The 26,847-nt window shown below is 62.8% G+C and carries 21 protein-coding genes; 15 read left to right on the forward strand and 6 right to left on the reverse strand.

The annotated features are described in order from the left end of the window. Nucleotides 1-36: 36 nt before the first annotated feature. Together ACSQ84_RS19085 and secG are read right to left on the reverse strand one after the other, a co-directional pair. Nucleotides 37-1,668 carry a CTP synthase gene (locus ACSQ84_RS19085; RefSeq protein ID WP_436213263.1) on the reverse strand — a complete coding sequence of 544 codons (1,632 nt, stop codon included), beginning with the start codon at nt 1,666-1,668 and terminating at the stop codon, nt 37-39. A gap of 167 nt (nt 1,669-1,835) precedes the next feature. Continuing rightward, on the reverse strand, nt 1,836-2,222 hold the full coding sequence (gene secG / locus ACSQ84_RS19090) for a preprotein translocase subunit SecG (RefSeq protein ID WP_436213264.1): 387 nt from the start codon (nt 2,220-2,222) through the stop codon (nt 1,836-1,838). Between the two features lie 224 nt (nt 2,223-2,446). On the opposite strand from secG, the gene ACSQ84_RS19095 reads away from it, so the two are divergent. The 4 genes from ACSQ84_RS19095 to ACSQ84_RS19110 all read left to right on the forward strand — a co-directional run bounded on the left by ACSQ84_RS19095 (nt 2,447) and on the right by ACSQ84_RS19110 (nt 5,511). Then, nucleotides 2,447-3,013: a helix-turn-helix domain-containing protein gene (locus ACSQ84_RS19095; RefSeq protein WP_436213265.1), complete on the forward strand. Its 567-nt coding sequence runs from the start codon at nt 2,447-2,449 to the stop codon at nt 3,011-3,013. Nucleotides 3,014-3,018: 5 nt separating this feature from the next. Further along, a complete protein-coding gene (locus ACSQ84_RS19100) occupies nt 3,019-3,363 on the forward strand; it encodes a hypothetical protein (protein ID WP_436213266.1) in 345 nt (114 codons plus the stop codon). Between the two features lie 5 nt (nt 3,364-3,368). Next, nucleotides 3,369-3,908 (forward strand): N-acetyltransferase family protein, encoded by a 540-nt coding sequence (locus ACSQ84_RS19105; protein WP_436213267.1) that lies wholly within the window; start codon nt 3,369-3,371, stop codon nt 3,906-3,908. A 211-nt stretch (nt 3,909-4,119) separates the two neighbouring features. Then, on the forward strand, nt 4,120-5,511 hold the full coding sequence (locus ACSQ84_RS19110) for an MFS transporter (protein ID WP_436213268.1): 1,392 nt from the start codon (nt 4,120-4,122) through the stop codon (nt 5,509-5,511). Between the two features lie 34 nt (nt 5,512-5,545). Here ACSQ84_RS19110 and tpiA read toward each other — a convergent pair whose 3' ends face one another. Beyond that, entirely contained in the window at nt 5,546-6,298 is a 753-nt protein-coding gene (tpiA, locus tag ACSQ84_RS19115) for a triose-phosphate isomerase (RefSeq protein WP_436213269.1), read from the reverse strand. A 323-nt stretch (nt 6,299-6,621) separates the two neighbouring features. Here tpiA and ACSQ84_RS19120 point away from each other — a divergent pair, with 323 nt between their 5' ends. The 4 genes from ACSQ84_RS19120 to moaC are packed head-to-tail and all read left to right on the forward strand — an operon-like array spanning nt 6,622 to nt 10,896. Continuing rightward, entirely contained in the window at nt 6,622-8,517 is a 1,896-nt protein-coding gene (locus tag ACSQ84_RS19120) for a peptidyl-prolyl cis-trans isomerase (RefSeq protein ID WP_436213270.1), read from the forward strand. A 21-nt stretch (nt 8,518-8,538) separates the two neighbouring features. Then, on the forward strand, nt 8,539-9,552 hold the full coding sequence (trpD, locus tag ACSQ84_RS19125) for an anthranilate phosphoribosyltransferase (protein WP_436213271.1): 1,014 nt from the start codon (nt 8,539-8,541) through the stop codon (nt 9,550-9,552). 18 nt (nt 9,553-9,570) lie between these two features. After that, nucleotides 9,571-10,392: an indole-3-glycerol phosphate synthase TrpC gene (trpC, locus tag ACSQ84_RS19130; protein ID WP_436213272.1), complete on the forward strand. Its 822-nt coding sequence runs from the start codon at nt 9,571-9,573 to the stop codon at nt 10,390-10,392. Nucleotides 10,393-10,395: 3 nt separating this feature from the next. Beyond that, nucleotides 10,396-10,896, forward strand: a complete 501-nt coding sequence (moaC, locus tag ACSQ84_RS19135) for a cyclic pyranopterin monophosphate synthase MoaC (RefSeq protein WP_436213273.1) — start codon at nt 10,396-10,398, stop codon at nt 10,894-10,896. 61 nt (nt 10,897-10,957) lie between these two features. Here moaC and ACSQ84_RS19140 read toward each other — a convergent pair whose 3' ends face one another. Further along, on the reverse strand, nt 10,958-11,551 hold the full coding sequence (locus ACSQ84_RS19140) for a CGNR zinc finger domain-containing protein (RefSeq protein WP_436213649.1): 594 nt from the start codon (nt 11,549-11,551) through the stop codon (nt 10,958-10,960). 117 nt (nt 11,552-11,668) lie between these two features. Here ACSQ84_RS19140 and ACSQ84_RS19145 point away from each other — a divergent pair, with 117 nt between their 5' ends. The 5 genes from ACSQ84_RS19145 (at nt 11,669) to ACSQ84_RS19165 (ending at nt 19,287) form a co-directional block, all read left to right on the forward strand. Continuing rightward, nucleotides 11,669-13,093 (forward strand): amidase, encoded by a 1,425-nt coding sequence (locus ACSQ84_RS19145; RefSeq protein ID WP_436213274.1) that lies wholly within the window; start codon nt 11,669-11,671, stop codon nt 13,091-13,093. After that, a complete protein-coding gene (locus ACSQ84_RS19150; RefSeq protein ID WP_436213275.1) occupies nt 13,090-14,334 on the forward strand; it encodes an MFS transporter in 1,245 nt (414 codons plus the stop codon). The genes ACSQ84_RS19145 and ACSQ84_RS19150 overlap by 4 nt, the downstream gene beginning before the upstream one ends. 164 nt (nt 14,335-14,498) lie before the next feature. Next, a complete protein-coding gene (locus ACSQ84_RS19155; protein WP_436213276.1) occupies nt 14,499-17,231 on the forward strand; it encodes a bifunctional diguanylate cyclase/phosphodiesterase in 2,733 nt (910 codons plus the stop codon). Nucleotides 17,232-17,563: 332 nt separating this feature from the next. Beyond that, nucleotides 17,564-18,490, forward strand: coding sequence for a hypothetical protein (locus tag ACSQ84_RS19160; protein WP_436213277.1), 927 nt, complete (start codon nt 17,564-17,566; stop codon nt 18,488-18,490). 2 nt (nt 18,491-18,492) lie between these two features. Further along, entirely contained in the window at nt 18,493-19,287 is a 795-nt protein-coding gene (locus ACSQ84_RS19165; protein ID WP_436213278.1) for a peptidoglycan-binding protein, read from the forward strand. A 117-nt stretch (nt 19,288-19,404) separates the two neighbouring features. Here ACSQ84_RS19165 and ACSQ84_RS19170 read toward each other — a convergent pair whose 3' ends face one another. Continuing rightward, nucleotides 19,405-20,748 (reverse strand): S41 family peptidase, encoded by a 1,344-nt coding sequence (locus tag ACSQ84_RS19170; RefSeq protein ID WP_436213279.1) that lies wholly within the window; start codon nt 20,746-20,748, stop codon nt 19,405-19,407. A 940-nt stretch (nt 20,749-21,688) separates the two neighbouring features. Then, a complete protein-coding gene (locus ACSQ84_RS19175) occupies nt 21,689-22,405 on the reverse strand; it encodes a hypothetical protein (RefSeq protein WP_436213280.1) in 717 nt (238 codons plus the stop codon). Nucleotides 22,406-22,590: 185 nt separating this feature from the next. Here ACSQ84_RS19175 and ACSQ84_RS19180 point away from each other — a divergent pair, with 185 nt between their 5' ends. Both ACSQ84_RS19180 and ACSQ84_RS19185 read left to right on the forward strand, forming a co-directional pair. Next, entirely contained in the window at nt 22,591-26,034 is a 3,444-nt protein-coding gene (locus ACSQ84_RS19180; RefSeq protein ID WP_436213281.1) for an RHS repeat-associated core domain-containing protein, read from the forward strand. A gap of 329 nt (nt 26,035-26,363) precedes the next feature. Then, complete coding sequence (locus tag ACSQ84_RS19185) at nt 26,364-26,816, forward strand: hypothetical protein (RefSeq protein ID WP_436213282.1); 453 nt, start codon at nt 26,364-26,366, stop codon at nt 26,814-26,816. Nucleotides 26,817-26,847 lie beyond the last annotated feature (31 nt).

Raw genomic sequence — 26,847 nt, forward strand, 5'->3', positions numbered from 1 at the left:
GAAGACGGTGGACCGGCGCAATGCATCGGTGTGCGATTACACCAATCGCGATTGCACCACCGCGGCCTGAATGAACGACGCGAACAAAGGATGCGGTTCGAACGGGCGCGATTTCAGTTCGGGATGGAATTGCACGCCGATGAACCAGGGATGGTCCTCATATTCGACGATCTCAGGCAGCACGCCGTCGGGCGACAGGCCTGAGAAGCGCAGGCCGTGCTGTTCGAGGCGGTCCTTATAGGCGGTGTTGACCTCGTAGCGATGGCGATGCCGTTCCGAAATCTCGGTGGCGCCGCCGTAGACTGCCGACACCCGGCTGCCGCGATTGAGCGCCGCCGGATAGGCCCCCAGCCGCATGGTGCCGCCGAGATCGCCGGATTTCGTGCGCTTCTCGAGCTCGTTGCCGCGTAGCCATTCCGTCATCAGGCCGACCAGCGGCTCCCTGGTCGGACCGAACTCGGTCGAATTGGCGTCCTCGATGCCGACGAGATTGCGCGCGGCTTCGATGACGGCCATCTGCATGCCGAAGCAGATACCGAAATACGGCACGTGGCGGACACGGGCGAACTGCGCCGCGCGGATCTTGCCTTCGGCGCCGCGCTGGCCGAAGCCGCCGGGCACCAGGATGCCGTTGACGTGTTCGAGGAACGGCGCCGGGTCCTCATGCTCGAACACTTCGCTCTCGATCCAGTCGAGGTTGACCTTCACCTTGTTGGCGATGCCGCCATGCGACAGCGCCTCGATCAGCGATTTGTACGCATCCTTCATGCCGGTATATTTGCCGACGATGGCGATGGTGACTGCGCCTTCGGGATTGCGCACCCGCTCGTTGATGTCGTTCCAGCTTTGCAGCGCAGGCGGGGTTTTTGGCGCGATACCGAATGAGGCGAGCACCTCGTCGTCGAGGCCGGCCTCATGGTAGGCCTGCGGCACCGCGTAGATGTTGTCGACGTCCCTCGCCTCGATCACCGCGCTTTCGCGCACGTTGCAGAACAGGCCGAGCTTACGCCGCTCTTCCTTCGGGATTTCGCGGTCGGTACGGCACAGCAGGATATCCGGCTGGATGCCGATCGAACGCAGCTCCTTCACCGAATGCTGGGTCGGTTTGGTCTTCAACTCGCCGGCGCTCGGGATGAACGGCAGCAGCGTCAGGTGGATATAAACCGCGTGCTCGCGCGGCAATTCGTTCTTGAGCTGACGGATGGCTTCAAAGAACGGCAGGCCCTCGATATCGCCGACGGTGCCGCCGATCTCCACCAGCACGAAATCGTATTCGTCATTGCCCGAGAGGACGAATTCCTTGATCGCGTTGGTGACGTGCGGCACCACCTGAATGGTCGCACCGAGATAGTCGCCGCGGCGTTCCCTGGTGATGATGTCCTGATAGATGCGCCCGGTGGTGATGTTGTCGGCCTTGGTTGCCGGCCGCCCGGTGAAGCGCTCGTAATGGCCGAGATCGAGATCGGTCTCGGCGCCGTCGTCGGTCACGAACACTTCGCCGTGCTGATACGGCGACATCGTTCCGGGATCGAGGTTGAGATAGGGATCGAGTTTGCGGAGCCGGACCTTGTACCCGCGTGCCTGCAACAGCGCACCGAGTGCCGCTGAAGCCAGACCCTTGCCGAGCGAGGAAACCACGCCGCCGGTGATGAATATGTACCGCGCCATGGGACTCAACCTTTAAGGCCACTGCTCCGATTCGCCAAAACGAATCGCATACCAAGCCGAACATTTTGCCTGGCTGGGGGTGACGTGAAAATTTAAAGCGAAATCAGATCATTGATGGGAAGTTCTGATGCAGGACGGTAGTCGCCGTCCTGCATAGCCCCCCTGCTTTATTGCGAACGCGGTGCTTGCGGGCCCGATGGCGCCGGCTGGTTCTGCTGTTCATCGACCTTCTTCAGCGTATCCAGAACGCCGCCGCTGGTCGGCGGTGCGACCGGTGCCGCCCCTCCGGGGGTCTGCGTCGCCGGCACCGTTCCGAGAATCGAGTTCGGCTTGCGATCGACGCCGGCGGACCAGGCCAGATACAGGCTGGTGACAAAGAAGCCAGCCGCCAGAATCGCGGTCATCCGCGTCAACAGGTTGGAAGTTCCGCGGCTCGACATGAAGCCGGCGCCGCCGCCCATGCCAAGGCCGCCGCCCTCGGATTTCTGCAGCAATACCGCGCCGATCAGCACGGCGACGATCATGAGGTGAACGACAATAACGACGGCCTGCATTTCTAACCTTCCGTCACAAGCCAAGAGCGCCGGGCTTCGGCTGCACTGTTTGAGCTTGCGGGTTTTCCTGAAGTTGCGCGGTGTTACACGATCAGACGGGGCATTGTCACCCCCAACCGCTGCGCCGGAGATAATTGCCGCAGGCTTTCCAACAAGCTGCGGGGCACCATGAAGTTGCACATTCCAGCTTGCGAACACGGCCGGATTTCCCGTATAGTAGACAAATGGATACTATTGTGGACGATCTGAGCAATCGGCTCGCGCTTCGCCTGCGTCTCGAGCGCGACAGCCGCGGCTGGTCGCTGGCCGATCTCGCCGTACGAGCGGGGGTCTCAAAGGCGACCATCAGCAAGATCGAGCGCGCCGAGGTCAGCCCGACTGCGGTGGTGCTGGTGCGGCTGGCGAGCGCCTTCGACCTGACGCTTGCCGGCCTGATGCTGCGTGCCGAAGGCCAGGGCGAGCGCCTTTCGCGTGCCAGCGAACAGCCGGTCTGGCGCGATCCCGAAACCGGCTATCTGCGCACACAAGTGTTCAACCGCCCCGATCATCCAATTGAAATCATTCGCGTCGAGTTGCCGGCGCGGCAGCAAGTGACGCTGCCGGCCTCGTCCTACGCCCATATCCGTCAGGTGGTCTGGGTGCAGACCGGCGCGCTTGTCATCATCGAGGCCGGCGAACGGCATCTGCTCGGCACCGGCGATTGCCTCGGATTCGGCCCGCCCGCGGAAACCACCTTTGCCAACGAGAGCGCGGCACCCTGCAGCTATGTCGTGGCGCTGGCCCGGAGCTAGCAACGATGTCGGAGATCGCCCATAAAAGCTTCGCGATCGAACAGGCGGCCCCCGCCAACAATGCTGCTGCCGGCCACAATGGCGGCCCGACGCTCGACGAGGCGCACAGGCCGGAATGGGGTGATGGGGGAATCGGAAATTACTTCTACTGGAAGGCCGCGCACCGCAGGGCCTGGCACAATCCCTCGCCCGGCATCGTCGCCTTTCGCATTCAAAAGGCCGAACGGCTCGGGCTCACTTACGAAGAATACACGTTGGAAATTCTCGAACGCGGCCGACACCTCCAGATCGAGGATGTCGAACGGATTGCCGAGATCAAGCAGGCCCGTGCGGCCAAAAACCGAGGCTGAACGACATGCCTGATATCGAAATCAAACCCTTGAGCCCGTCGCCCGATATCCGCGCCATGCTCAGCGAGATCCTGATCGAGGCCGTGGCCCATGGCGGTTCGGTCAGCTTCATGCATCCGCTGCATCAGGAGGTCGCAAATGCATTCTGGGAGAAATCGCTGACTGCTGCGGCGCGCGGAGAACGGATTGTGCTGGGCGCGTTCGACGGCGACCAGTTGGTCGGAACGGTAACGCTGGTGCTGGATCTTGCCCCCAACCAGCCGCACCGTGCGGAGATCGTGAAGATGATGACGCGGGTCAGCCATCGCGGCCGAGGCGTAGCGAAGACGCTGTTGCAGGCGGCCGAGCGCACAGCCGTCGAGCACGGACGCTGGCTGCTGGTGCTCGACACCGCCTCCGATGAAGGCGCTGCCGGATTATACGAGCGCGTCGGCTATGAGCTGTCCGGGATCATTCCGGACTACGCGTACAAGCCCCACGGCGGCATGACAGGCACGATGTTCTACTGGAAGCGCTTGCCAGTGCAGGACAAGGCACCCGCTTAGCCTGCCCGGGGCGGGGCGGCGCAGCTTGTCGCTGCACCATGATTGCAAGCCAGCCCTCAGTCGGCTGACCAAAGGGCAGCGGCGTATCACTGCTGACACCACGCTGTCAGCAGGACTGACTTAAGGACCCGTCAGCCTCCTCCCTATCAATCGCGCGTTGCCGGGTCTTCGACTTGGACCTGCCTTCCCATCACGGATATCGGCGGTCGGTATGCACGAACGTCCATCTCGTTTAGCGGAAGGGCAAATCGTCCCAATCACGTTTGCGCTTGGCCTGAGCACATTTCTGGTGCTGTTTGACGTGACCGCAGTCGTGGTCGCCATGCCCGGCATTGCGAAGGACCTCGGCTTCGCCGTCGCCGGGGCCGCTTGGGTCATCGACGCGTATAGTCTTGCCTTCACGGGCGCTCTGCTTGCTTCCGGCGCGCTTGCGGACCGCTTCGGCCGCCGCTGCTCGATGTTATCTGGCAATGCGGTGTTTCTCGTTGCTTCAATCGGATGCGGTATGGCGGCGGATAGCCCGATGCTGTTGGCCTCGAGGGTCGTACAGGGCGTCGGGGCCGCATTCCTGGTCACGGGCGCTGTCGCGCTCGTCGCCGGTGCATTTCCGGATCTTGGTCAGCGGGCACGGGCGTTCGGGATCATCGGGGTGATTTCCGGGGTTGCCATGGCTTTGGGCCCGACCCTGGGCGGCTTGCTCGCCTCGTGGTTCGGCTGGCGTTGGATCTTTTACGCCAACATCCCCTTTTGCCTTGCGCTGGCCCTCGTCGTGCCGCGACTCGTTGCCGAGACGAAAAATCCGGACGGGGCACCGCTCGACCCGGTGGGTGTCGCGTTGCTCACGATATCGCTTGGCCTGGCGATCGATGCACTGCTCAGGCGAGACAGTTCATTGGCGATTCGAGCCGGCTGTCTCGCCGGCAGCGCAATGGCGGCACTCTTGTTCATTTTGCAGCAGTGGCACAGTTCGCGTCCGGTGCTCGATCCCCGCGTCTTCGCAACATCAGCCATGGCCGGGGTCGGCGCGTTGCTCATGGCCATCCAGTTTGGCTATTGGGCCGTGCTTGTCTACTTGCCGCTATTCCTGAGCGCCGGGCTCCTCATCAGCATGGAAGTGGCAGGTATCGCACTACTTGCGGCGACGCTACCGATGCTGTTGGTGCCACTGATCGGCGGTCGCTTCGTTACCCGATGGGGATGGCGGCGTTTCTTTGTCGTTGCGTTTGGCGCTATCGCCGCCGGAGACGCATTGCTTGTGTTGGCTGCCGTCTCCGCGAGCCCGGCAATGCGCCTTGCAGCAACCCTTGCCGGAATGCTGATAATCGGCGTTGGCGCCGCGCTGGCAAATCCGCAAATGTCGAGCGTGGTCCTGGCGCTCGCGCCGTCCACACAGACCGGCATGGCCTCGGCCGTAACAATGATCGTGCGTCAAGCCGGCTTTGCCATCAGCATTGCGGCGTTGGGTGCGACCCTCACGAGGACCGACGTCGCAATAGCATTCGCGGCGCCATTCGCTCTGGCGGCATTTTCCGCATTGGTCGCCATTGTCGCCGCGGTCATTTTGCTTCCGGCGAGGTCCGCTCAGAAAAGCGTGGCAGGTTGAGCGTTCCAGGTTCCGCCGAGAAACGTGCGGCGGCCTAACACCCCGCCGCAATCGCCAAAAAGTCCGCCGCCTTCAGGCTGGCGCCACCGACCAGCGCGCCGTTGACATTGGCGACCGCCATCAACTCGGCGGCATTCGACGGCTTGACCGAACCGCCATAGAGAATCCGGATCCTGCCGCCCTCGGCCTTAAATCGGTCGGTGAGAACACCCCGGATAAACCCATGAACTTGCTCGACATCTTTTGCTGTCGGGGTCAGCCCGGTGCCGATCGCCCAGACCGGCTCATAGGCCACGACCAGATTGGCCGATGTCGCGCCATCCGGCAGGGAGCCCTTGAGCTGGCCGCCGCAGATGTCCAACGTCTGCCCGGCATCGCGCTGGCCCTGCGTTTCGCCGATGCAAACGATGGCGGTGAGCCCGGCCCGCCAGGCGGCTTCCGCCTTCTGCCGGACCACGGCGTCGGTTTCGCCATGGTCGGCGCGGCGCTCGGAATGGCCGACAATGATGGCGCTGGCACCGGCGTCGGCCAGCATTTCGGCCGAGAGATCGCCGGTATGTGCCCCGGAGGCCTTCGGGTGGCAATCCTGGGCGCCGACGGCAAGTTTTGAGCCCTTCGCCTTGTCGGCAAAGCCCGCGACCAGCGTCGCAGGCGGGCAGACCAGGAGGTCGGCCTTGGCGGCCACCGCCGCGGCACCTTCGCGCATCGCTTCAAATTCGGCCAGGGAGGACTTGAGGCCGTTCATTTTCCAGTTGCCGGCGATTAAGTGCCGAATGGCGTCAGGCATGTCGTTTTCTCTCGAATTTGGGGTTCTCATCCGCTAGCAGAGGCGCGCCGCCACTTCCAGACACCGGTTCAAGCGATCTCTGAGCCGGTAACTGTTCCAAATTGGCAAGCAACCGAGGTTACGGGCGCCGAACCGAGGTTACGGGCGCCGAACCGAGGTTACGGGCGCCGAACCGAGGTTACGGGCGCCGAACCGAGGTTGCGAGGGGGCGACTGCCACTTTATGATGCGATATCAACTCGGATCGACGCCTCGTTGCGGTATTCCAATCGGAAACCGCCGTGGCTATGACCCGGTTCCCCTCCTACAAAACAAGTTGGACCCATGCTTCGAGGAATACGCAAAGCCTCATCAAACTGGCTCGGCAAGGCCATCATGAGCGTCGTGATGGGAGTGCTTATCCTCAGCTTTGCCGTCTGGGGCATCGCCGACATTTTCAAGGGCTTCGGGCAATCCACGGTGGCCAGGATCGGCAAGACCGAGATCTCGACCGAACAATTCCGCCAGATCTACACCGACAAACTCCAGCAGTTCGGCCGCCAGATCGGCCGGCACCTGAGCATGGAGCAGGCCCGCGCATTCGGGCTTGATCGTCAGGTGCTGCAGCAGACCATCGCGGAAGCCGCCCTCGACGAGGAGGCGCGGCGCATGGGACTTGCCCAGTCGGATGCCGAGGCCATGCGGATCATCTACAACGACCCCGCCTTCAAGGGATTGGGCGGCAATTTCGATCCGGCGCGCTTCCAGGCCACGATCCGTCAGTACGGCTACACCGAGCAGCGCTACCTCGCCGAACGGCGGCGCCTTGGGTTGCGGCGCCAGATCGCGGACACTGTGACGGCCGGGCTCGAGCCGCCAAAGCTCATGATCGATGCCCTGACCCGGTTTCAGAACGAGCAGCGCTCGGTCGACTACATCAAGCTCGACGCCGCGCAGGCCGGCACCATCGAGACGCCCTCGCCCGAGACGCTCGCCGCCTATTTCGACGACCACAAGACCCAGTTCCGCGCGCCCGAATATCGCAAACTGTCCTTCATCGTGATCAATCCCGAGGAAATCGGCAAATGGTCCGAGGTCTCCGACGAGGATGCGAAGAAGCTATTCGAGCAGAACCGCAACCGGATCGGTACGCCCGAGAAGCGCGAAGTGCAGCAGATGGTGTTTTCAAACGCCGAGGAAGCGCTCACCGCGCGCAGCCGCATCACATCCGGAATGTCGTTCGAGGACGTCGCCAAGGAACACAACGCTAATCTTGTCGACCTCGGCATGACCGCAAAATCCGCCATCTTCGATCCGGCCATCGCCGACGCGGCGTTCGCGCTGCCCTCCGGCGAGGTGAGCCAGCCGATCCAGGGCCGGTTCGGCGCGGCGCTGGTCAAGATCGGCAAGATCGAACCGGGTACGACGCCTTCCTATGAAAGCGTCGCGGCGCAGATAAAAAAGGAAATCGCGACCGAGCGGGCGCGCAGCAAGGTCGCCGAGCTCCACAACAAGATGGAGGACGAGCGTGGCGGCGGCGCCAGCGTGATCGAGGCCGCCCAGAAGCTCGGACTGACCGCGGTTACCATCGAGGCCGTCGACCGCTCGGGCCGCGGCCCTGACGGTCGGCCGGTCGGCAATATTCCGCGCGGTCTCGACGTGGTCTCCCAGGCCTTCGCCAGCAGCGTCGGCGTCGACAACGACCCGATCCAGTTTGCCGGCGGCTATGTCTGGTACGACGTGCTCGGCGTCACGCCGTCGCGTGAACGCAATCTCGACGAGGTCCGCGCGCAGGTCGAAACCAAGTGGCGCGACGACCAGATCTCGAGCAAATTGCGGACCAAGGCGACCGAAATGGTCGGCAAGCTGGAACGTGGCGGCACCTTGGCCGAAGAAGCCGCGTCGAACGGCTTGAAGGTCGAAACCGCAACGGGTTTCCGGCGCGACGCCTCGCCGTCAGGCGTGCCCGAAAGCCTCATCACCGCGGCGTTTCGCACCGCCAAGGACGGCGTTGGACAAACCCCCGGCGCCGGCGGCAGCGAGTGGATCGTGTACCGCGTCACCGATGTCAGCATGCCCTCGGTCGAGGTCGCCTCCGACGAACTCAAGAAGATGAAGGAGACGCTGCTGCGCGGCCTCACCGACGAACAAGTCGCGCAGTATGTGACGAAGATCGAGTCCGAGATCGGCACGAAAATCAACCAGGCGGCCTTCGCACAGGTGACGGGCGCGAACAACTGACCCAATCCTGAAAGCAACGCGATGGACGACCTCAAATCTATCATCGGAAAAGTCGCCACCGGTGCGACCCTGTCGCGTGAGGAGGCCGCCTCCGCTTTCGACAGCATGATGTCCGGCGAGGCGACGCCCTCGCAGATGGGCGGATTGCTGATGGCGCTGCGGGTGCGCGGCGAGACGGTCGACGAGATCACCGGCGCGGTGGCGGCGATGCGCGGCAAGATGCTGCGGGTCAAGGCGCCGGCGGAAGCCGTGGACGTGGTCGGCACCGGGGGCGACGGCTCCGGTTCGGTCAACGTGTCGACCTGCGCTTCCTTCATTGTCGCGGGCGCCGGCGTGCCCGTCGCCAAACACGGCAATCGCGCGCTGTCGTCGCGCTCGGGCGCCGCCGACGTCCTGGCCTCGCTCGGCGTCAAGATTGACCTTTCGCCCGACCAGGTCGGCCGCTGCGTGCAGGAAGCCGGCATCGGTTTCATGTTCGCACCCGCGCATCATCCCGCCATGAAGAACGTCGGCCCGACCCGGGTCGAACTCGCCACGCGCACGATCTTCAACCTGCTCGGCCCGCTCTCCAACCCGGCTGGCGTCAAGCGGCAAATGGTCGGCGTATTCTCGCGGCACTGGGTGCAGCCGCTGGCGCAAGTGCTGAAGAACCTCGGCTCTGAATCTGTCTGGGTGGTGCACGGCTCCGACGGTCTCGACGAAATTACCCTCACCGGCCCGAGTTTTGTTGCGAGCCTCGAGAACGGCACTATCCGCACCTTCGAGGTGACGCCGGAAGAGGCCGGCCTCGCCCGCGTCGGCGGCGAAGCGTTGAAGGGCGGCGATGCCGACGCCAACGCGCTCGGGCTGCAAGGCGTGCTCAACGGCAAGCCGAGCGCCTTCCGCGACGTGGCGCTGCTGAACGCCGCGGCGGCGCTGATCGTGGCCGGCCGCGCCAGGGATTTGAAAGAAGGCGTTGCGCTCGGCACCAAATCGCTCGATGGCGGGGCCGCCGCTGCAAAACTCAAGCATTTGATCGCGGTTTCCAACGGCTGACCGCGGGAGCGCCTGACCATGTCCGACATCCTGAGCAAGATCGAGACGTACAAGCGCGAGGAGATCGCCGCCGCCAAGCGTACGCATCCGCTGGCAAGCCTTGAAGCGCTGGCGAGATCGGCCCCACCGCCGCGCGGCTTTTTGCGCGCGATCCGTGAGAAATTGGCGCGCGGCGATTATGCGCTGATCGCGGAGGTGAAGAAGGCCTCGCCCTCCAAGGGCCTGATCCGTGCCGACTTCGATCCGCCGGCGCTGGCAAAGGCTTATGAGGCCGGCGGCGCGGCATGTCTGTCGATCCTGACTGACACGCCGTCGTTCAAGGGTCATCTTGATTTCATGGTTGCGGCGCGTGCGGCGACCAATCTGCCGGTGCTGCGCAAGGATTTCCTGTTCGATACCTATCAGGTGGTCGAGGCCCGCGCCCATGGCGCCGACTGCATCCTGATTATCATGGCCGCGCTCGACGACGGCACGGCGCGCGACCTCGAGGACGCCGCCATCGCGCATGGCATGGACGTGCTGGTCGAAATCCACGACCGCACCGAGCTCGATCGCGCGCTAAAGCTTCGCTCGCCGATGATCGGCGTCAATAACCGCAACCTTCGTACTTTCGAGACCACACTGGCCACCAGCGAAACGCTCGCGCCATTGATCCCGAAAGATCGCCTGATGGTCGGCGAGAGCGGCATCTTTACGCCAGCGGATCTCGCGCGCCTCGAACGCGTCGGCATGTCGACCTTCCTGGTCGGCGAAAGCCTGATGCGCCAGGCAGACGTGGCGGCGGCGACGCGCGCACTGCTGGCCCGTCCCGACGCGTCCCGCGCCACCGGGACCCGCTAGGCGATGGCGCGGAAGGCTACCAAAGGCGGCGCCCTCACCCACATCGATGCGTCAGGCGAAGCCCGGATGGTCGATGTATCAGCCAAACCAGCGACGGAGCGTACCGCCGTCGCCGAGGGCCGTGTGGTCATGAGCATGGCGACGCTCGAATTGATCGTCTCCGGCAACGCCAAGAAAGGCGACGTGCTCGGCACCGCCCGCGTTGCCGGCATCATGGCCGCCAAGCGCACCTCGGATTTGATCCCACTGTGCCATCCGCTGGCGCTATCGAAGGTCACGCTCGACATTATGCCCGACAAGAAATTGCCCGGCTGCATCGTTCGCGCCACCGTGAAGGTCACCGGGCCGACAGGCGTCGAGATGGAAGCGCTGACGGCGGTATCGGTGGCGTGCCTGACGATCTACGACATGATCAAAGCAGTCGAACGCGGCGTGCGGATCGAAGGCATGCATCTGGTCGAGAAAAAGGGCGGCAAGTCCGGACATTACCGCGCCGGGGACTGATCGCAGCTGATCAGGAAAAAACGTTCCGCGGATCTTGGCAGAGTCCTGTGGGCACAATGATTTATCCGGCGTTGCGTTGCCGCTCGCGATAGCTGCGTGTCTTCATCCGGTTGCCGCACAGCGATGACATGCACCAGCGACGTGTCGACGGTTTCGAGCGATCGAAAAACACCCGGCGGCATTCGTCCGACGCGCACATTTTCAGCCGATCGAGCGTTCCGTCTCTGGAACCGTCATAGAATTCTGCGACAATTGGTGACAGTCCTGCGAGCGCATCTTCGCGCGCCGCCCGCAGCACCATGCCGCCGTCATCCCTCGCCGCCACGAGCAATGGAAACAGCTTGAGCGTTCGGTTCAGGGCGCGAATTGCATCCTTGTTGCCGTGCCGCTCAAGCGGATCGCACTGCAGATAGTCGCGAATCAAAGTCCGCAGTTCGATCGCGGTTGCAAACATCGCCGGCGTGATCTTCGCGCTGATGGACGACAATCCGCGATGCGACATCCACGCCGCGAGATCCCGCGCATTGGTCAGCGCATCGGCTTGCGGATGCGGCACGCCGTGATGCGTGAAATGCCTGACGTCGAGCGTATTGGCGAAATCATAGAGATTGGCCAGCTCGTCCGGAACTCCGAATTTTTTCGATTCCCGCGACATCGACACCAGTAAATCAGATTTACCGGTTGACAGCAAGAGACACCGGTATAATCATTATACAGGCGTTGATCGGCCACATGATCCCAAATCCGTGTCGATGACGGAAGGAAATAGAGAATGGATACCGCAACCGTGGATTTGCATTACCTTGAGCTCACGGAGATTGCGGCGTGCATCAGAAGCCGCCAAATTTCCTCGCCGGAAGTGACGCGCGTGCTGCTCGATCGCATCGCTGCTTTGGACGGCAAGCTCGGCAGCTATGTCCAGGTGATGGCCGATGCCGCGATGGCCCAGGCTGAAATTGCGCACGCCGAAATTGTTGCCGGCCGGTATCGCGGGCCGCTGCATGGTGTTCCGATTGCGCTCAAAGACCTGTTCTGGACCAAGGATGTTCCGACGGCCGCCGGCACCTCCATCCATCGCGAATTCCGGCCGGACGAAGATGCAAGCGTGCTGCGCCGCCTGAATGAAGCTGGCGCAGTGGTGCTGGGCAAGCTGCAGCTCACGGAAGGTGCCTATTCCGATCATCACCCGTCTGTGATGCCGCCAAAGAATCCGTGGAATGCCGACTATTGGCCGGGCATTTCGTCAAGCGGCTCCGCGGTCGCGACGGCAGCGGGACTTTGTTACGGCTCGCTCGCTTCCGATACCGGCGGTTCGATCCGATGGCCATGTGCCGCCAACGGCCTGACCGGATTGAAGCCAAGCTGGGGACGCGTCAGCCGCCACGGCGTGTTCGAACTGGCCGCGACATTGGACCATGTTGGGACCATTGCCCGGAGCGCGGCGGATGCCGGCGCGATGCTTGGCGTTATCGCCGGACGCGACCACGCCGATCCGACGGCAGCCCTCGATCCCGTGCCCGACTATCTGGCCGCAGCGGAGCAGGACGTGCGCGGCCTGCGGATCGGCTTTGACGCGACATGGAGCAGCGACGGCGTTGACGTTACGACCCAGCGGGTACTGTGGGAGGCGATCGAGGTCATGCGCGCACAGGGCGCTGAGATCGTCGACCTGCAGTTTCCCGACGTGAAGCAAACCGTGGCCGATTGGGTTCCGAATTGTGCGGTGGAAGCAGCGCTCGCGCACGAAGCAACCTATCCTGCCCGCAAACATGAATACGGTCCCGTTCTCGCCTCCGTCATCGAGACGGGTCGCGGGCTATCTGGTGTGGACTACCAGAAAATCCTGCGGCGGCGACTGGAATTGCGTGGCCGGATCGCGTCGCTGTTCGAGACCATCGATGTGCTCCTCACTCCGGTCCATCCGTTCCCGCCCTTGACGCTCGCCATGATTCAGACGCTCGGCGAGCAGCCAGGACTGATTGCCAGATTGCAGGAATACACCTGCCCCTTCAACATGAGCGGCCATCCTACCATCACGCTGCCCGGCGGCGTTTCCACGACCGGATTGCCGATCGCGTTTCAGCTTGTGGCCGGCAATCTGGACGAAGCGACGCTGATACGCGCTGGCGCAGCATTCCAGAGGGTCACTTCCTGGCATCGACGCCATCCTTCTCCGAACTCGTGGTGGCAACATTGAGTATCCAGTCCGCGTTGCCCAACTCCCGCGTTTTCTACGGCTGGTTCGTCGTGGCCGCCGCTTTCGCCGTAACCTTTGTCGGCTTTGGCTGCGCCTATACGTTCAGCGCGTTCCTGGAATCCCTGCAGCGCGATTTCGGCGCCTCGCGCGGCTCGGTATCGCTGGTGTTCTCGCTCGCAGGCTTTCTCTATTTTGCGCTTGGCATCGTCAGCGGCCCCCTCGCCGACCGCTACGGCTCGCGCCGCCTGGCGCTGGCTGGCATGCTGCTGATCGGCCTCGGGCTTGCCGCGGCAGCTGCCGCACGCAATCTTGTCGAGGTCTACGCCGCTTACGGCCTCGGTGTCGGACTCGGCGTCGGCTGCGCCTATGTACCCGTGGTTGGCGCGGTGCAACGCTGGTTCGTGCGGCGGCGCGGCTTTGCCTCCGGCCTTGCCGTAAGTGGGATCGGCGTCGGCACACTCGTGATGCCGCCACTGGCGACATTGCTGATCGAGGCGCTGGGATGGCGGAGCGCTTATCTTGCGCTCGGCGCCATTGCCGTGGTGCTCGGCGGCGGGATGGCATTGCTGCTGGAGAACGATCCGCGCGCGCGGGGTCTCAACCCCGATGGCGACCCGGTGTTGCCGGGCACCATCCCGGCACAGGCGGAGGGCGCCTCGGTCAGCGAGGCGATCCGCTCGCCGCGCTTCGTTGCGCTTTATGCCGCCTGCCTGATTTGCTCGTTCGGCCTGTTCGTGCCGTTCGTGCATCTCGTCCCCTATGCCGGGGATCACGGCGTTGCGCCCTCCTCTGCCGTGATGCTGCTCGGCGTCATCGGTATCGGCTCTACCGCCGGCCGCTTCTTCCTCGGCGGGCTTGCCGACCGGATCGGCCGCCCGTCCGCCCTGCTGCTGCTCTTCATCGGCATGGCGATTGCGCTGGCGATCTGGCTGGTCTCGACGAGTTTCTGGCAGCTCGCCGGCTTCGCCTTCGTCTACGGCATGATCTACGGCGCCTGGGTCGCGGTGCTTCCGGCCGTGGTGATGGATTATTTCGGCGGCCGAAATGTCAGTGGCATCATCGGCGTCCTCTATACCAGCGTCGCGTTCGGCACCCTGATCGGTCCCAGCACCGCCGGCTTCGCATTCGATCTCACGGGCGCTTATACGCTGCCGATGCTGGCGGGGGTCGCCGCCAACATCATCGCGGCTGCCATCGTCGCAATTGCGATCCGACGGGCGCCGGTAACCTCACGGAATTAGGCCCTGCCGAGGTTGTCATCGGCACCATCCGCTACCCCGGATAACGTTTCGTTAACCAGACTTGCTAACCTCAATTCCATCTCGGCGCGGTACCAAATTCATGATGCGCCGGGAGTATGAGCAATCTGCTTCCGGGATTTACGTCCTGGCAGCGATTTCGTCCAATGGCTTTGATCGGCACCGTCTCGTCCAAGGTCACGCCTCTCTTTCGCGGCGGCCCGATCCGCTGGCTGATCCTCGGCGGCGTGCTGCTGATTGCGACGATCGCAATCGGCGCAACAATCATGGCCGGCAATTTTCGCGAACGCGCGCTGCGCAACAGCGAGCGCGAGCTGGAAAACACCGTGCTGCTGCTGGCCCGGCATTTCGATCAACAGCTGGAAGATTTCGAGGTGGTGCAAAAGGACCTCATCGCCTTCATGCGGTCCAACGGGATCACTACGCTGGAGAACTACAAGCGTCGGATGTCCTCCGAGGAAATCCATCTGATGCTCAAGTCCAAGATGGACGCGTTGTCCTATGTCGGTAGCGTCAACGTCCTGGATGCCGACGGCAAGCTGATCAATTCGTCGGCCGCCTGGCCCGTGCCGCCCGTCGACGTGGCGGACCGGGCTTACTTCAGGACGTTCAAGTCCGGCCCGGATTCGCCGGCGATGCTGATCGAGCCGGTGCATAGCCGCATCACCGGCGTGTGGACCACGGTGATCGTGCGCAAGATCACCGGACCGAACGGCGAATTCCTCGGCGTTATCGGCCGGGGCATCGAACCGGCCAGTTTCGAGAAGTTCCTCGCCTCGGTGGCGCTCGGACCGGGCGCGGCGATCGCGATGCACCACCGCGACGGCACGCTGCTGGCCCGCCATCCCCATGCGCCGGAGATGGTCGGGAAGAATTTCAAGACCGGCCCAGCCAGTCAGCAAAAGGTCTTCGAACTGGCCCATACCACCTCGCGCCTGACCAGTCCGATCGACGGCGAGGACCGCGTGATCTCCTCGCGCGCCCTGAGCAAGTTTCCACTCGTGATCGTTGCGGCGACGACGACATCCGCGGCGCTTGCCGACTGGCGCGAGCAGATCAACCTCCTGATCGCGGTGACGGGGCTGTCCGTGCTGGCGATCGCCGTCCTGCTGTTCCTGGTCGTGCGCAAGCTCTCGCAGCAGCACCGCGCGGCGCGGCAGCGGCTGACACTGGAAAAACAGCGGCTCGACACCGCCGTCAACAACATGACCCAAGGCTTGCTGCTGTTCGATTCCTCGCAGCGCCTCGTCATCTGCAACCAGCGCTATCTCGATATGTACGGCCTGTCGGCCGAGATCATAAAGCCGGGCTGCAGTTTCCGCGACGTGATCGCGCATCGAAAGCAAACCGGATCGTTCACCGGCGACATCGACGAGTATGTTGCGCGGGTGCTGCGCGACATCGGGCAGCGCAACGCAATGGTCATCACGACGCCCGACGGACGTTCGGTCCAGATCGTCAACGAGCCGCTGGCGGATGGTGGCTGGGTGGCGACCCATGAAGACGTCACCGAACGGCGCCGCGCCGAAGAACGCATCACCCACCTCGCCCATTACGACGCGCTGACCGACCTGCCGAACCGCACCCTGTTCCACGAACAACTTAAGCAGGAATTGCCTCACGTCGCGGCCGGCCGGCAGCTTGCGGTGCTCTATATCGACATCGACGAATTCAAGAGCGTCAACGACTCGTTCGGACACATGATCGGCGACGAGTTGCTCAAATCCGTCGCGGTCAGCCTCCGTGCGTGCGTGCGCGAGACCGATTTCGTCGCCCGGCTCGGCGGCGACGAATTCGCCATCGTTCAGACCGGCGTGAAGGGCGCCGATGAGGTCACCAGACTCGTCCACCGCGTTTATGATGCGATCCGCGCACCGTACGAATGCCTCGGCCATCAGGTGATCACCGACGCCTCGATCGGCATCGCGCTGGCGCCGCGGGACGGTTCCGACGTCGAACAGATCCTGAAGAACGCGGATCTGGCGATGTACGCCGCCAAGGCCGCCGGCCGCCGCACCCATCGTTTCTTCCAGCCGGAAATGCACGCCGAGGTCCGCGCCCGCCGCATGCTGGAACTCGACCTGCGACAGGCCATCGTCGATGGCGGCTTCGAGGTTTATTACCAGCCCTGTGTGAGCCTGCAGGACGGCAGGATCACCGGCTGCGAAGCGCTGCTGCGCTGGCGGCATCCGGAGCGCGGCATGATCTCGCCGGCCGATTTCGTGCCGGTCGCCGAAGAGACCGGCCTGATCAACCAGCTCGGCGAGTGGGTGCTGACCACCGCGTGCGCCGAGGCCGCGACCTGGCCGGACGATATCCGTCTTGCGGTCAACGTTTCGCCGGTGCAGTTCAAGAGCGGCACGCTGGCGTTCAAGGTCATCGCGGCGCTCGCGGCCTCGGGCCTGGCCGCGAGCCGGCTGGAACTTGAAATCACGGAAGCGGTGCTGATCCGCGACGACGATGCCGCGCTTGCCGTGCTGCATCAGCTTCGCGCCATCGGGGTCAGGATAGCGCTCGACGATTTCGGCACCGGCTATTCCTCGCTGAGCTATCTGCAGCGCTTCCCGTTCGACAAGATCAAGATCGACCGCGCCTTCGTCACCGACATCGGCGAGCCGGACGGATCGGCCAGCATCGTCGAGGCGGTGGTGAACATCGCCGCCGCGCGCCGCATGACGACCACGGCCGAAGGCGTCGAGACCGAGCAGCAGCGCGACTTGCTGCGCGCGCTCGGCTGTTCGGAGATGCAGGGCTATCTGTTCAGCGCGCCGAAGCCGGCGGCCGACGTCAGGACGCTGCTGTCCACCCACCGCCAAAGCCCGATGACCGAACGCTCAGGTCGCTCGCGAAAGCGCAAGTCCGTCTCGCGCATCGGCTGACATTCGTCGCGATTCCCCTCTTCATCCTTCAGCGCTTCCTGGCTGGTTCCATACTCACAGGAACTTGCTGAACTCGCCTGCCGCGTTCCAGGCACCGTCAGCAAATCGACCTCGCATGGGGAACGGCTGCTCGTCACCATCGTTTTTATTTGGAGCAGACCGGCGGCTCGATCGCCGGCTTTCTCTCACCCTCGCCAATACTGTTTGCGAGGGTCAGGGTATGCGGCTCGAGCAGGCGGCGTGCAGAGAAAGCGCCGGGCTCGATGATCGTCGAGCGAGATGAGCCGCGCGCCAGAACCAGCAAGGAAAGGATTTTGGAGGAGGTACAGGCCATGGAAACCAGGATCGTGAAGCGCAAACTGCTATTGGGTACCGCAGCGCTGTTGGCGGGCGTTGCTGTCGCGAACGCACAGGGAATGCGCGAGGGCGCAGGTCCCGGCGGCATGAGCGGCGGCGGTGAACCTGGAATGTCCTCGGGCGCATCCGGCGGCCGCTCCTCGGGAGCCCAGACGTCTCCGGGCTCGTCGGGGGCTTCGCGTGGCGAAGCGATGCGAAGCGAGACGCGCGGACAGGGCGGCATGAGAGAAGGTGGGCGGGCCGAAAGGCCGAGCGGCCCGCAGATCGACCGAGGCGAGGCCCGCGGCAAGGAAATGCAGCGCCCGCAGACGACGACAGGACAGGCCGGGCGCGAAGGCCGCCGCGGCGAGGAGCAGACCGAGCGGCAAATCGATCGCAGCAACAAGGCCGACCGTGGCCAGGCCCAGCAGGGCCGCAAGGACCAGACCGTCGGACAGGGGCGCGACAGCGGGCAAGCACGCAAGCCTGAAGCCAGCAAGCCGGAGGCCAGCAAGCCTGGAGTTGCGCGGCAGGACGGCGCACAGACGCGTCAGCAGGATCAGTCCAAGTCCGCAACGCAAGGCCAGAGCAAGTCCGGCGCTGATGCCCGGCAGCAGACCGGCAACCAGCCGCAGACGGGTCAGGCGCAACAGCAGCAACCCGGCGCCGCGACGCAGAACCAGGGTACGACAGGTGCTGCAACGCAGACCCCGGGCGGTTCGGCAGCGCAGGGCCAGATGCAAAATCAGCCCGGCGTGGCAACCCAGAACCAGGCGAGCCCGACCACTAGCCGGACGACCGCGGCTAGCGGTATGACGCTGAGCCCGCAGCAGCAGACGACGATCCAGCGATCGGTGATCTCTGCGAGCAACGCCCGCGCGTCAACGTCAACAGCGTCAACTTCGCGATCAACACCGGCGTGATCGTGCCTTCGCACGTGCGTGCGGTGTCGATCTCGACCTTCCCGGCCCTGGTCGAGGTATTCCCGCAATACCGCGATTACGAGTTCTTCGTGGTCGAGGATGAAGTCGTGTTCCTGGATCGCGAACGCCGCGTCGTCGACGTGGTGCCGGCCGGACCGCGCGCGCGCTTTAGCGGCGGCGGCAGCAGCGGCGGAGGCGCCATGGCGCTCAACCTCAGCGAGACCGAGATCCGCGAGGTGCAGCGGGTGCTGATCGATCAGGGCTTGCTGACCGGTGAAGCGGATGGCGTGCTCGGTCCCCGGACCCGCGAGGCGCTGATCACGTTCCAGCGCCAGCAGGGCATCCAGGTCAGCGGCAGCATCGATACCCGCACCGTGAGCGCGCTGGGGCTGTCGAACCGGATTCAGTCCGGCCAGAACGTAACCGGTGGCCAGTCGACCACCGGTCAGTCGACCAGCACGCCATCGACCACGACGGGTCAGGGCCAGGCCGGAGCGCAGCAACCCGCGCAGGCCAACCCGCCCCAGGACCAGTCGGCGACCGGCGAGCAGCCGTCTGCACAGAACCAGCCGGCGCAGCAGAACACGACCGGACAGGCCGCGCCGCAAAATCAGCCGCAAAACCAGTCCACGGTCGGACAGAGCGGCAATCAGCCGCCGGCGAACCAGAACATGCAGCCCGGACAGACCACCGGTGCGGCGCCCTCAAGTTCGGGGCAAGCCAACCCGCCGGCGCAGAACCCTGATCAGAGTCCAAACGGCACGCAAAACCCTGATCAGAATCCGAACGGCAAATAACGAGGCTACAAATCTCGAGCCCCGTAATTTTCGAGCCCCGCTTTCGGCGGGGCTCTTTTTTTAATCGCTCGATCCGCGTTTAGTTTCTCGATCCGCGCCCGCTGCTGCAGAGGCTGGCTAGTTCGGCACCGGCCGCTTCGACGAGGCAGCCGTCGGCGCATTGGCGTTGACGGTCACGCCGCGCAGCAGATTGAAGGCGGCACCGAGCGCCTTGTCGTCCTTGACGTCGGGCGGCACGTAGGATTGCGAACCGGTCTGCTCGGCGCCGTCGGCCGCCAGGTGCCCGCGCATCGACGCTTCGCCCTTCAGTTCGGCACGGCTCTTCAACTCGTCCGGCACGTCCTGCAGCACCTCGATGTCGGGCGTGACGCCCTGGGCCTGGATCGATTTGCCGGACGGCGTGAAATAGCGCGCGGTCGTCAGGGCCAGCGCGCCGTTACCCTTGCCGAGCGGAATAATCGTCTGCACCGAACCCTTGCCGAACGAGCGCGTGCCGATGATGGTGGCGCGCTTGTGGTCGTGCAAGGCGCCGGCCACGATTTCCGAGGCCGATGCCGATCCGCCGTTGATCAGCACGACCAGCGGCTTGCCCTTGGTCAGATCGCCGCCGCGGGCGACGAAACGCTGGGTTTCCTCCGGGGTGCGGCCACGGGTCGAGACCACCTCGCCCCGCCCCATGAAAGCGCTGGTCACCGAGACCGCCTGATCGAGCAGTCCGCCCGGATTGTTGCGCAGGTCGATGACGAAGCCCGCGAGCTTGTCGGACGGGATCGCCTTTGAAATCTCCGCGATCGCCTTGCGCAGCCCGTCGGTGGTCTGCTCGTTGAAGCTGGAGATCCTGATATAGCCGATATCGCCGGCTTCGGTGCGGAACCGCACCGGCCGCACCCGGATGATTTCGCGCACGATCGCGACTTCGACCGGCGCATCCGCGCCCTTGCGCATGATCTTCAGGCGGATCTTGCTGTTGGCCGGCCCCTTCATCTTGCTGACGGCCTGATCGAGCGTCATGCCCTGAATGGAATCATCGTCGATCTGCGTGATCAAATCGCCCGACATGATGCCGGCCTTGGCGGCGGGCGTGTCGTCGATCGGCGCCACCACCTTGACGAGGCCGTCGTCCATCGTGACCTCGATGCCGAGGCCGCCGAATTCGCCATGCGTGGTCTCCTGCATGTCGCTCCAGCCCTTCGCGTTCATGTAGCGCGAATGCGGATCGAGCGAGGAGATCATGCCGTTGATGGCGCCCTCCATCAGCTTGGCATCGTCAGGCTTCTCGACGTAGCTGCCGCGAACGCGCTCGAACACGTCGCCGAACAGATTGAGCTGCGAAAAGGTGCTATCGCTGCGGGCCGCGGCCTTGGCCGCATCCACCAGATGCGCCCCCTGCGGCCCGGCGACCAGGACGGTCAAACAAATGCCGGTTACCGTGCCGAGGAGAAAGGTGAGATTCCTGCGCATTTGCGATCCTTATGGCTATCGACGTCCGAAATTCTTGTGAATCGGCGTGCCCGTGGCCCGGCGGCCAACCAACAACGGCTTTTTGGTCGGATCAAGGCGGTTTCGGCCCGCGCCATTACGGGTTTGTTAAGTATGCGGATCAGGGGGCCGAATTGGGCACTTTTTGCGGGCCGGCACGGTTCATGGCGCTGTTCCACATACAGGTTCGCGATCTCGCGGCACGACATGCCCGAGCTTTGCCAGATATTCCTTGCCCTCGATACAGAGGGCGCAGGGAATGCCGGATGCGCGCTGCACCCGCGGTCCCGTGTGCGGTTTGTAGATAGAAAGTTGCACACGAGCATACAGGGCAGCGGAGAACATCCGACATTCCCTGCGCAATGGCTTTACGGCTTATAACGAGCTCTCCCCGGAGAACGGCTCTTTTGCCTCCGTTGCGCCCTCGGAAGCTATTGCCTCCAGGTGCATTGACGCCAGCACCGCGGCGTCGGGACCACACGTCTTCGCCGTACGCCTTTGTCACGATCGTCCATCGCAACATCAGCGTCCACCGCAACCCGTCCAACGTCCGTGACGACGGCCGACGCCCTTCTGAGTAGGACGGGATGGCCAAACATGTACGCTTGATTTTGCTTCCGTAAAAGCGAAATATTTTTTATTTCGGGGCTTGACATGATTTACGTAAATCAGAAGTGATTTGCCCGTCGGGTTACTTTGTCGCAGCTAAGTTACGAGATTGCGCTTGCGTGCGAGGCGACGCAGTTGAGGTTTAGCGATTTCCGCATGATCGAATTGCGGTGACAACGAAGTGCGCTGTCATCGCAATTCTGCAATTCTTCACCGCAATTGGGTGCCCCAACCGCCTGTTCAGTTGTTCTTGCCGCGCGCGTCGATCCAGCCTTGCGTATTGATGTTCGCAGTCGCGCCATTCACGTCCCATCTAAACCCGCAGTTGAGCCGACGTATTGGTCCAGAACACCGCCGAGATTGGGATTTGCGTGCTAGAAGCTCCGATTCTCATTAATCCAATGTTGCTTCCTGGTGCGTAATCGACGGTATCGGGGGGCGACGATATTGCAAGATTGCTGTCCGAACCAGCCGGCTGAAACACGGAGATAATCGGCACGACCTTGACGCCGGTCGGAACAGTCAGGGTTTTGAGAGACGGAGCCGTCGAGGTTGTCGATGCGTAATCATTGACTGGCGTTCCCCAGAGAAATGTATCTCCGAGCTGGGAAAACGCTATCCACTGAAACGAGCCATTGGTTTTCATCGAACCGATACGGCGGAACTTCAAGTAGTTTGCCGGCAGCGTCGGCGTCGTAGCGGAGAGCGACGTCAAGACGTCGACAACACCGGTGTCTGTCCGCTTGATCAAGTGGACATGATACCAATTGGAGCTTGCGCTTGGTGCGGCTCCGGTACCATCGAATGAGCCGGTGGCAGTTCCCACCGCCCACGCGGCCGTGGATTTCGATAGCGACGCCGCTAGCTGCATTGACGTCGCAGCGTCATCCGATGTCGCTACACCGGCTGCAACTGAGAAGCCGCTAGATCCCCCCGCTGTCGAGAGGGTGAGCCCCGCAAGATAGCTTCGCGGCACACCAGCCGGCGGCTGGTTGTTCAAGCACGTCAGTATCGCGGCGAAATTTGCCATCACCTGGTCGGCATCGGCGTTGAAGCCATTGGTCAGGGTGCATCACGATCGGAACGCCTTCCGCCGGTCTGGCTTTCCAACGATCCTACACATCGAACAACCGGTATGCGAGCGGTCCACTCGGCCTGGGATGGACGCATGGCTATGCCGTTACCGCTACAAAGAACAGCGACGGGCTCAAGGGAATGGGCCAGGATTCACCGATCGACGGGGCAGCTGCCATCGTCGGGGCTTACGTGGCGCAGGACCTCTTGAGCGACCCAGCAAAGCCGCTTTCCAAGGTGATCATCACTAGCCTGACGCAACGCTGGTTCATGGACCAGCTCATCAATAATGCCGTCAACGTGACGATCGGCAGCCAATCCGAACAGTTCATGCTGCTGGCCGATGGCAGCTACAATCCGCGGCCCGGCTCTTCCAGTCGCCTCAGCCTGAATGGTGGCGCTTACACCATGCGCTACAAGGAAGGTGCCGCGCTCAACTTCAACAGCGCCGGCAATGCGTCGACATTGACGACGCCGGCCGGGGTTACCACGACCTTCAACTACAATGCGGCATCGCCGCCGTTGCTGACGTCGGTGACCAACAATTTCGGTCGCGCCTTGACGCTGAGTTACAATGGTTCGAATCAACTCATTGCGGCGAGCGACAATTCTTCGCCTGCTCGCAGCGTGAGCTACACCTATGATGCTTCGGGTGATCTGGTTTCTTCCACCGACCCCCTTGGCAAGGTGACGACCTTCTCCTATGCCCCTCCGGGCGGAACGCTAACCCCAGGTCTGCTGGCACAGGTGTTCACGCCATCGGGAACCGCGCTCGTCACCAACACCTATGACAGCCTCGGCCGGGTGATGACCCAGGCCAATGCGAACAATGCATCGAGCAATAACACCACCTGGAATTACTATTTTGCTGGATACCGCAGCGAGGAGAATGACCCCTACGGCACGCGGCATGTCCTTTACTACAATCCGCTTGGCAAGCCTCTGTTCGAGATACAGGATTTTGCCGGCCTTAACCGCCTGACGGCGAACGCCTATGATGGGCTCAATCGCCTGTCGTCGAGCACGACGCCGGAGGGCAGTAGTGTCGCTTACACATATGACAGCGTCCAAAATCCGTGGGCGAACAATGTGGCCTCGGTCACGCGTAATCCGAAGCCTGGCCCGCCGCTCGCTTCTCTGACAACGACTTACAGCTACGACCCGATCTACAACAAGCCGGCCAGCGTCACCGATCCACGCGGCCTCGTCAGCACGATGAGTTACGATGGCGCGACCGGAAACCTGACGACGTCGATTTCCGATGTCGGCGGCTCGCCGCATTTCAATGCGCGGACCAGTTTCACCTACAATGGCGTGGGTCAGGTCCTCACCGCAACCGATCCACTCGGTGCGGTGACGCGGTTCACCTACGATAATTCCGGCAACCAGACTTCGATTGTCCGCGATGCAGGCGCCGGCCACCTCAATCAGATCACCACGATCGGATATAGCGCCGTAGGCGATCCCATCTCCGTCACCGATCCCCGCGGAAACACCGCGACGAGCAGTTACGACGCCGCCCGCCGCCCGATCACGACCACCGCTCCGAATGACCTGGTCACGACCAACAGCTACGATGCGGAAGGGCGCGTCATCCAGGTGCAGGAGTCCACCAACGGTACCGTGCTTCGGACCACGAGCGCCACCTACACGCTGACCGGCAAGCCCGCAACCACGACCGATGCCAACAACAATACGGCGAGTTTTAGCTACGATCTTCTCGATCGCGTACTGAGCGTCAAGGACGCCATGGGCCGGACGACGGGATACGGCTATGACGCGTTGAGCCGGCAGGTCTCGATCTCGAACCCGGCCATTCAAGGCGCTCCGCTGCTGCAAAAGAACTACACGGCGAACGGGCTCCTGGCGAGCCTGACCGACGCCAACAATCGCAGCACGAGCCTTACCTATGATCGCTTCGACCGGCCAACGACCACCACCTACCCGCTCGGCAGCACGGAGACGCTGACTTACGACGCCGACAGCAACGTGACCTCGCGGACGACCCGCGCCGGCGCTGCCATCGCCTTCAGCTATGACACGCTGAACCGGCTCGCCACCAAGACGCCGCCTGCGCCTGCCACGGTGGTTAGCTATCGTTACGACCTTGCCGGCCGCCTCATCAGCGTCAGCGACAGCAGCGCCGCAATCGCCGCTGCCGTGCCGCCGTCCGTTGATTATGTAACCAACGCCGCTTACGACAAGCTCAACCGGCCGACCGGCCTCACCTGGAGTCCGGCCCCGCTCTCCGCAGCGCCGACGGCGAGCAGCGTCACGTTCGGCCACAGCTACAACAAGGCCAACCAGCGGGTCGGCCAAACCGTGACCGACAACGGTTGGTTCAACTATCCAGCCGCAACGCCCAGCACGGTGAGCTACAGCGCCGATGCGCTCAACCGATATACGGCCGTCGGCGCGGTGAGCCCCACCTACGATGGAAACAGCAACCTTACTTCCGACGGCACCTTCACCCTCGGCTACGACACCGAGAACCGGCTGATCTCGGCCAGCGGAGCCGGCAATACCGCAAGCTATACCTACGACGCGCAGGGCCGCCGCAAGACCAAGACCGTAAACGGCACCACGACCGTGTTCGTCACCGATGTCGCCAATCGCGAAGTGCTGGAATATGACGGCACCAGCGGCGCGGTTTTACGCTGGTATGCGTATGGGCTTGGGTCCAACGATGTGCTGAATCAGATGAACGTTGCCGCAGCCACGCGCGCGACATTCGTTCCGGACATATTGGGCTCGGTGATCGCGTCGGTCGATTCAAGCTCGGGGACGCTGAGCAAGATCGGCTACCAGCCCTATGGCAAGAGCGCGGGCGGCTCAGCGCCGTTCGGCTATACCGGCCAGCGTATCGATCCCGAGACCAGCGGGCTTTATTATTACCGCGCGCGGCATTATTCGCCAGCATGGGGACGGTTCTTGCAGGCGGATCCGATCGGAGCGCAAGGTGGCATTAATCTCTATGCCTACGTGCATAATGATCCGCTGAACCTTATCGATCCAAATGGCTTTGCTGCGGCAGGATTCTCAGCGGGATTCCAGCACAGCTTGTTCGGACCCGACGCCGTACCGCTTTCGTCCGCACTTCAAAATGGCAGTTTGGCGTTTAATGCAGGCGCCTTTGTTGGCATTCAGGCCGGTGCCTTTGTGGGAATGTTGCCATTCTTGGCGTCCGATGGTGCATTTAGGGTGGCGCCTGCCGCAGGGGGGGCATTTTCTCAAGCTGAGCGAGCGATAATAAGAGAAGGGCGATCGATCGTAACATCACCTCAAATGGCCGAACTCGCGGCGGCGCATAGTGCGGGTGAGTCGTTGACTGTGAGGATCGGTGGACGAATGATTCAATACGAGCCCAATCTCCCGGCATCAGGGATGACAATGTTTGGGGAAAATGGCTTCCTTATCGGCCGCCCAGCATTTGCGACAAACGCGGAACTCAATATGACGGTGCTTCACGAGTTGTACCGATTGAGGTTCAGTAACGCAGCAGCTGGGGTGTCGGGCCAACTCGCTGCCCAAGAAACCCAAGCGGCGGCAGCGTTTGCTGCGCGGGCTGCAGGAAGATTGCCATGAGAGAGCCAAACGTCACTTCAAAGTGGATCGCAGCAGGCATACTTCTGGCGACCGACCCGACCGCACTGGTCGCCTGTCCAGCTTGCGGCGAGGAAAACCTTGTCGTGGAAGACATCCCCATAGAAGGATCGAAAAAACTTGAACGGATCATGCGATGCCCGAAGTGTGGCTCACGGAACATCCTTCTTTTGAGTAAGACAGATTAGTGCCTGAGGATACCAGCCCGCGGGATGGCAGGAGCGCAGCCCGTCGCGTGAAGCGAACGGCCGGTGCAGCGACGTGATGGGTTTTGCAAGGGCACTCTATCGGCGACAACTGGAGAAGACACCATGCCATACGGTCCCGGTGATCTCACCATCTTCGATGATGCCATTAAGAGCATTCAGCGGAACCCGCTGATGTATGGAGGGGATACTCCCAGGGGAGCACGGCTCGCGGCGGGACTCGCTCGCGATCTAATCAACCACGGCGACGTTCCCGTCAGCATCGAGAACCTGAATGGCTGGTGGCTCATCACTTGTCAAAGAGACTGGCTTTTTGTTGATGGCAAATACAGGTCGGATTATTGGGATCACATGATCTCAATCCCCCATGTTGCTGTGAACTCCATCAGGACAGAAGTAATACTAGCAGCGCTGGCGAATGGGCTATTTACGATAGCTGAACAAAAACTTCAGTGGATCGGGAAGAAAGCTGAGATCCCGATCTCGTTAGACGGTCGCATAAACCAAATCCTCAATTCTCAATTTAATGGCCGTGTCGTCGGGTTCACTGCGGATTGAGCCCGCAAGGCAGACGAGCCTAGCGGTCCGC

The organism is Bradyrhizobium sp. LjRoot220, from assembly GCF_964252915.1.
Taxonomy (GTDB): Bacteria; Pseudomonadota; Alphaproteobacteria; order Rhizobiales; family Xanthobacteraceae; genus Bradyrhizobium.

Coding starts and splice junctions, on each gene's coding strand:
- ACSQ84_RS19085 (WP_436213263.1), bottom strand. CDS start 1,668: ATGGCGCGGTACATATTCATCACCGGCGGCGTGGTTTCCTCGCTCGGC.
- secG (WP_436213264.1), bottom strand. CDS start 2,222: ATGCAGGCCGTCGTTATTGTCGTTCACCTCATGATCGTCGCCGTGCTG.
- ACSQ84_RS19095 (WP_436213265.1), top strand. CDS start 2,447: ATGGATACTATTGTGGACGATCTGAGCAATCGGCTCGCGCTTCGCCTG.
- ACSQ84_RS19100 (WP_436213266.1), top strand. CDS start 3,019: ATGTCGGAGATCGCCCATAAAAGCTTCGCGATCGAACAGGCGGCCCCC.
- ACSQ84_RS19105 (WP_436213267.1), top strand. CDS start 3,369: ATGCCTGATATCGAAATCAAACCCTTGAGCCCGTCGCCCGATATCCGC.
- ACSQ84_RS19110 (WP_436213268.1), top strand. CDS start 4,120: ATGCACGAACGTCCATCTCGTTTAGCGGAAGGGCAAATCGTCCCAATC.
- tpiA (WP_436213269.1), bottom strand. CDS start 6,298: ATGCCTGACGCCATTCGGCACTTAATCGCCGGCAACTGGAAAATGAAC.
- ACSQ84_RS19120 (WP_436213270.1), top strand. CDS start 6,622: ATGCTTCGAGGAATACGCAAAGCCTCATCAAACTGGCTCGGCAAGGCC.
- trpD (WP_436213271.1), top strand. CDS start 8,539: ATGGACGACCTCAAATCTATCATCGGAAAAGTCGCCACCGGTGCGACC.
- trpC (WP_436213272.1), top strand. CDS start 9,571: ATGTCCGACATCCTGAGCAAGATCGAGACGTACAAGCGCGAGGAGATC.
- moaC (WP_436213273.1), top strand. CDS start 10,396: ATGGCGCGGAAGGCTACCAAAGGCGGCGCCCTCACCCACATCGATGCG.
- ACSQ84_RS19140 (WP_436213649.1), bottom strand. CDS start 11,551: ATGTCGCGGGAATCGAAAAAATTCGGAGTTCCGGACGAGCTGGCCAAT.
- ACSQ84_RS19145 (WP_436213274.1), top strand. CDS start 11,669: ATGGATACCGCAACCGTGGATTTGCATTACCTTGAGCTCACGGAGATT.
- ACSQ84_RS19155 (WP_436213276.1), top strand. CDS start 14,499: ATGGCTTTGATCGGCACCGTCTCGTCCAAGGTCACGCCTCTCTTTCGC.
- ACSQ84_RS19160 (WP_436213277.1), top strand. CDS start 17,564: ATGGAAACCAGGATCGTGAAGCGCAAACTGCTATTGGGTACCGCAGCG.
- ACSQ84_RS19170 (WP_436213279.1), bottom strand. CDS start 20,748: ATGCGCAGGAATCTCACCTTTCTCCTCGGCACGGTAACCGGCATTTGT.
- ACSQ84_RS19175 (WP_436213280.1), bottom strand. CDS start 22,405: ATGGCAAATTTCGCCGCGATACTGACGTGCTTGAACAACCAGCCGCCG.
- ACSQ84_RS19180 (WP_436213281.1), top strand. CDS start 22,591: ATGGGCCAGGATTCACCGATCGACGGGGCAGCTGCCATCGTCGGGGCT.
- ACSQ84_RS19185 (WP_436213282.1), top strand. CDS start 26,364: ATGCCATACGGTCCCGGTGATCTCACCATCTTCGATGATGCCATTAAG.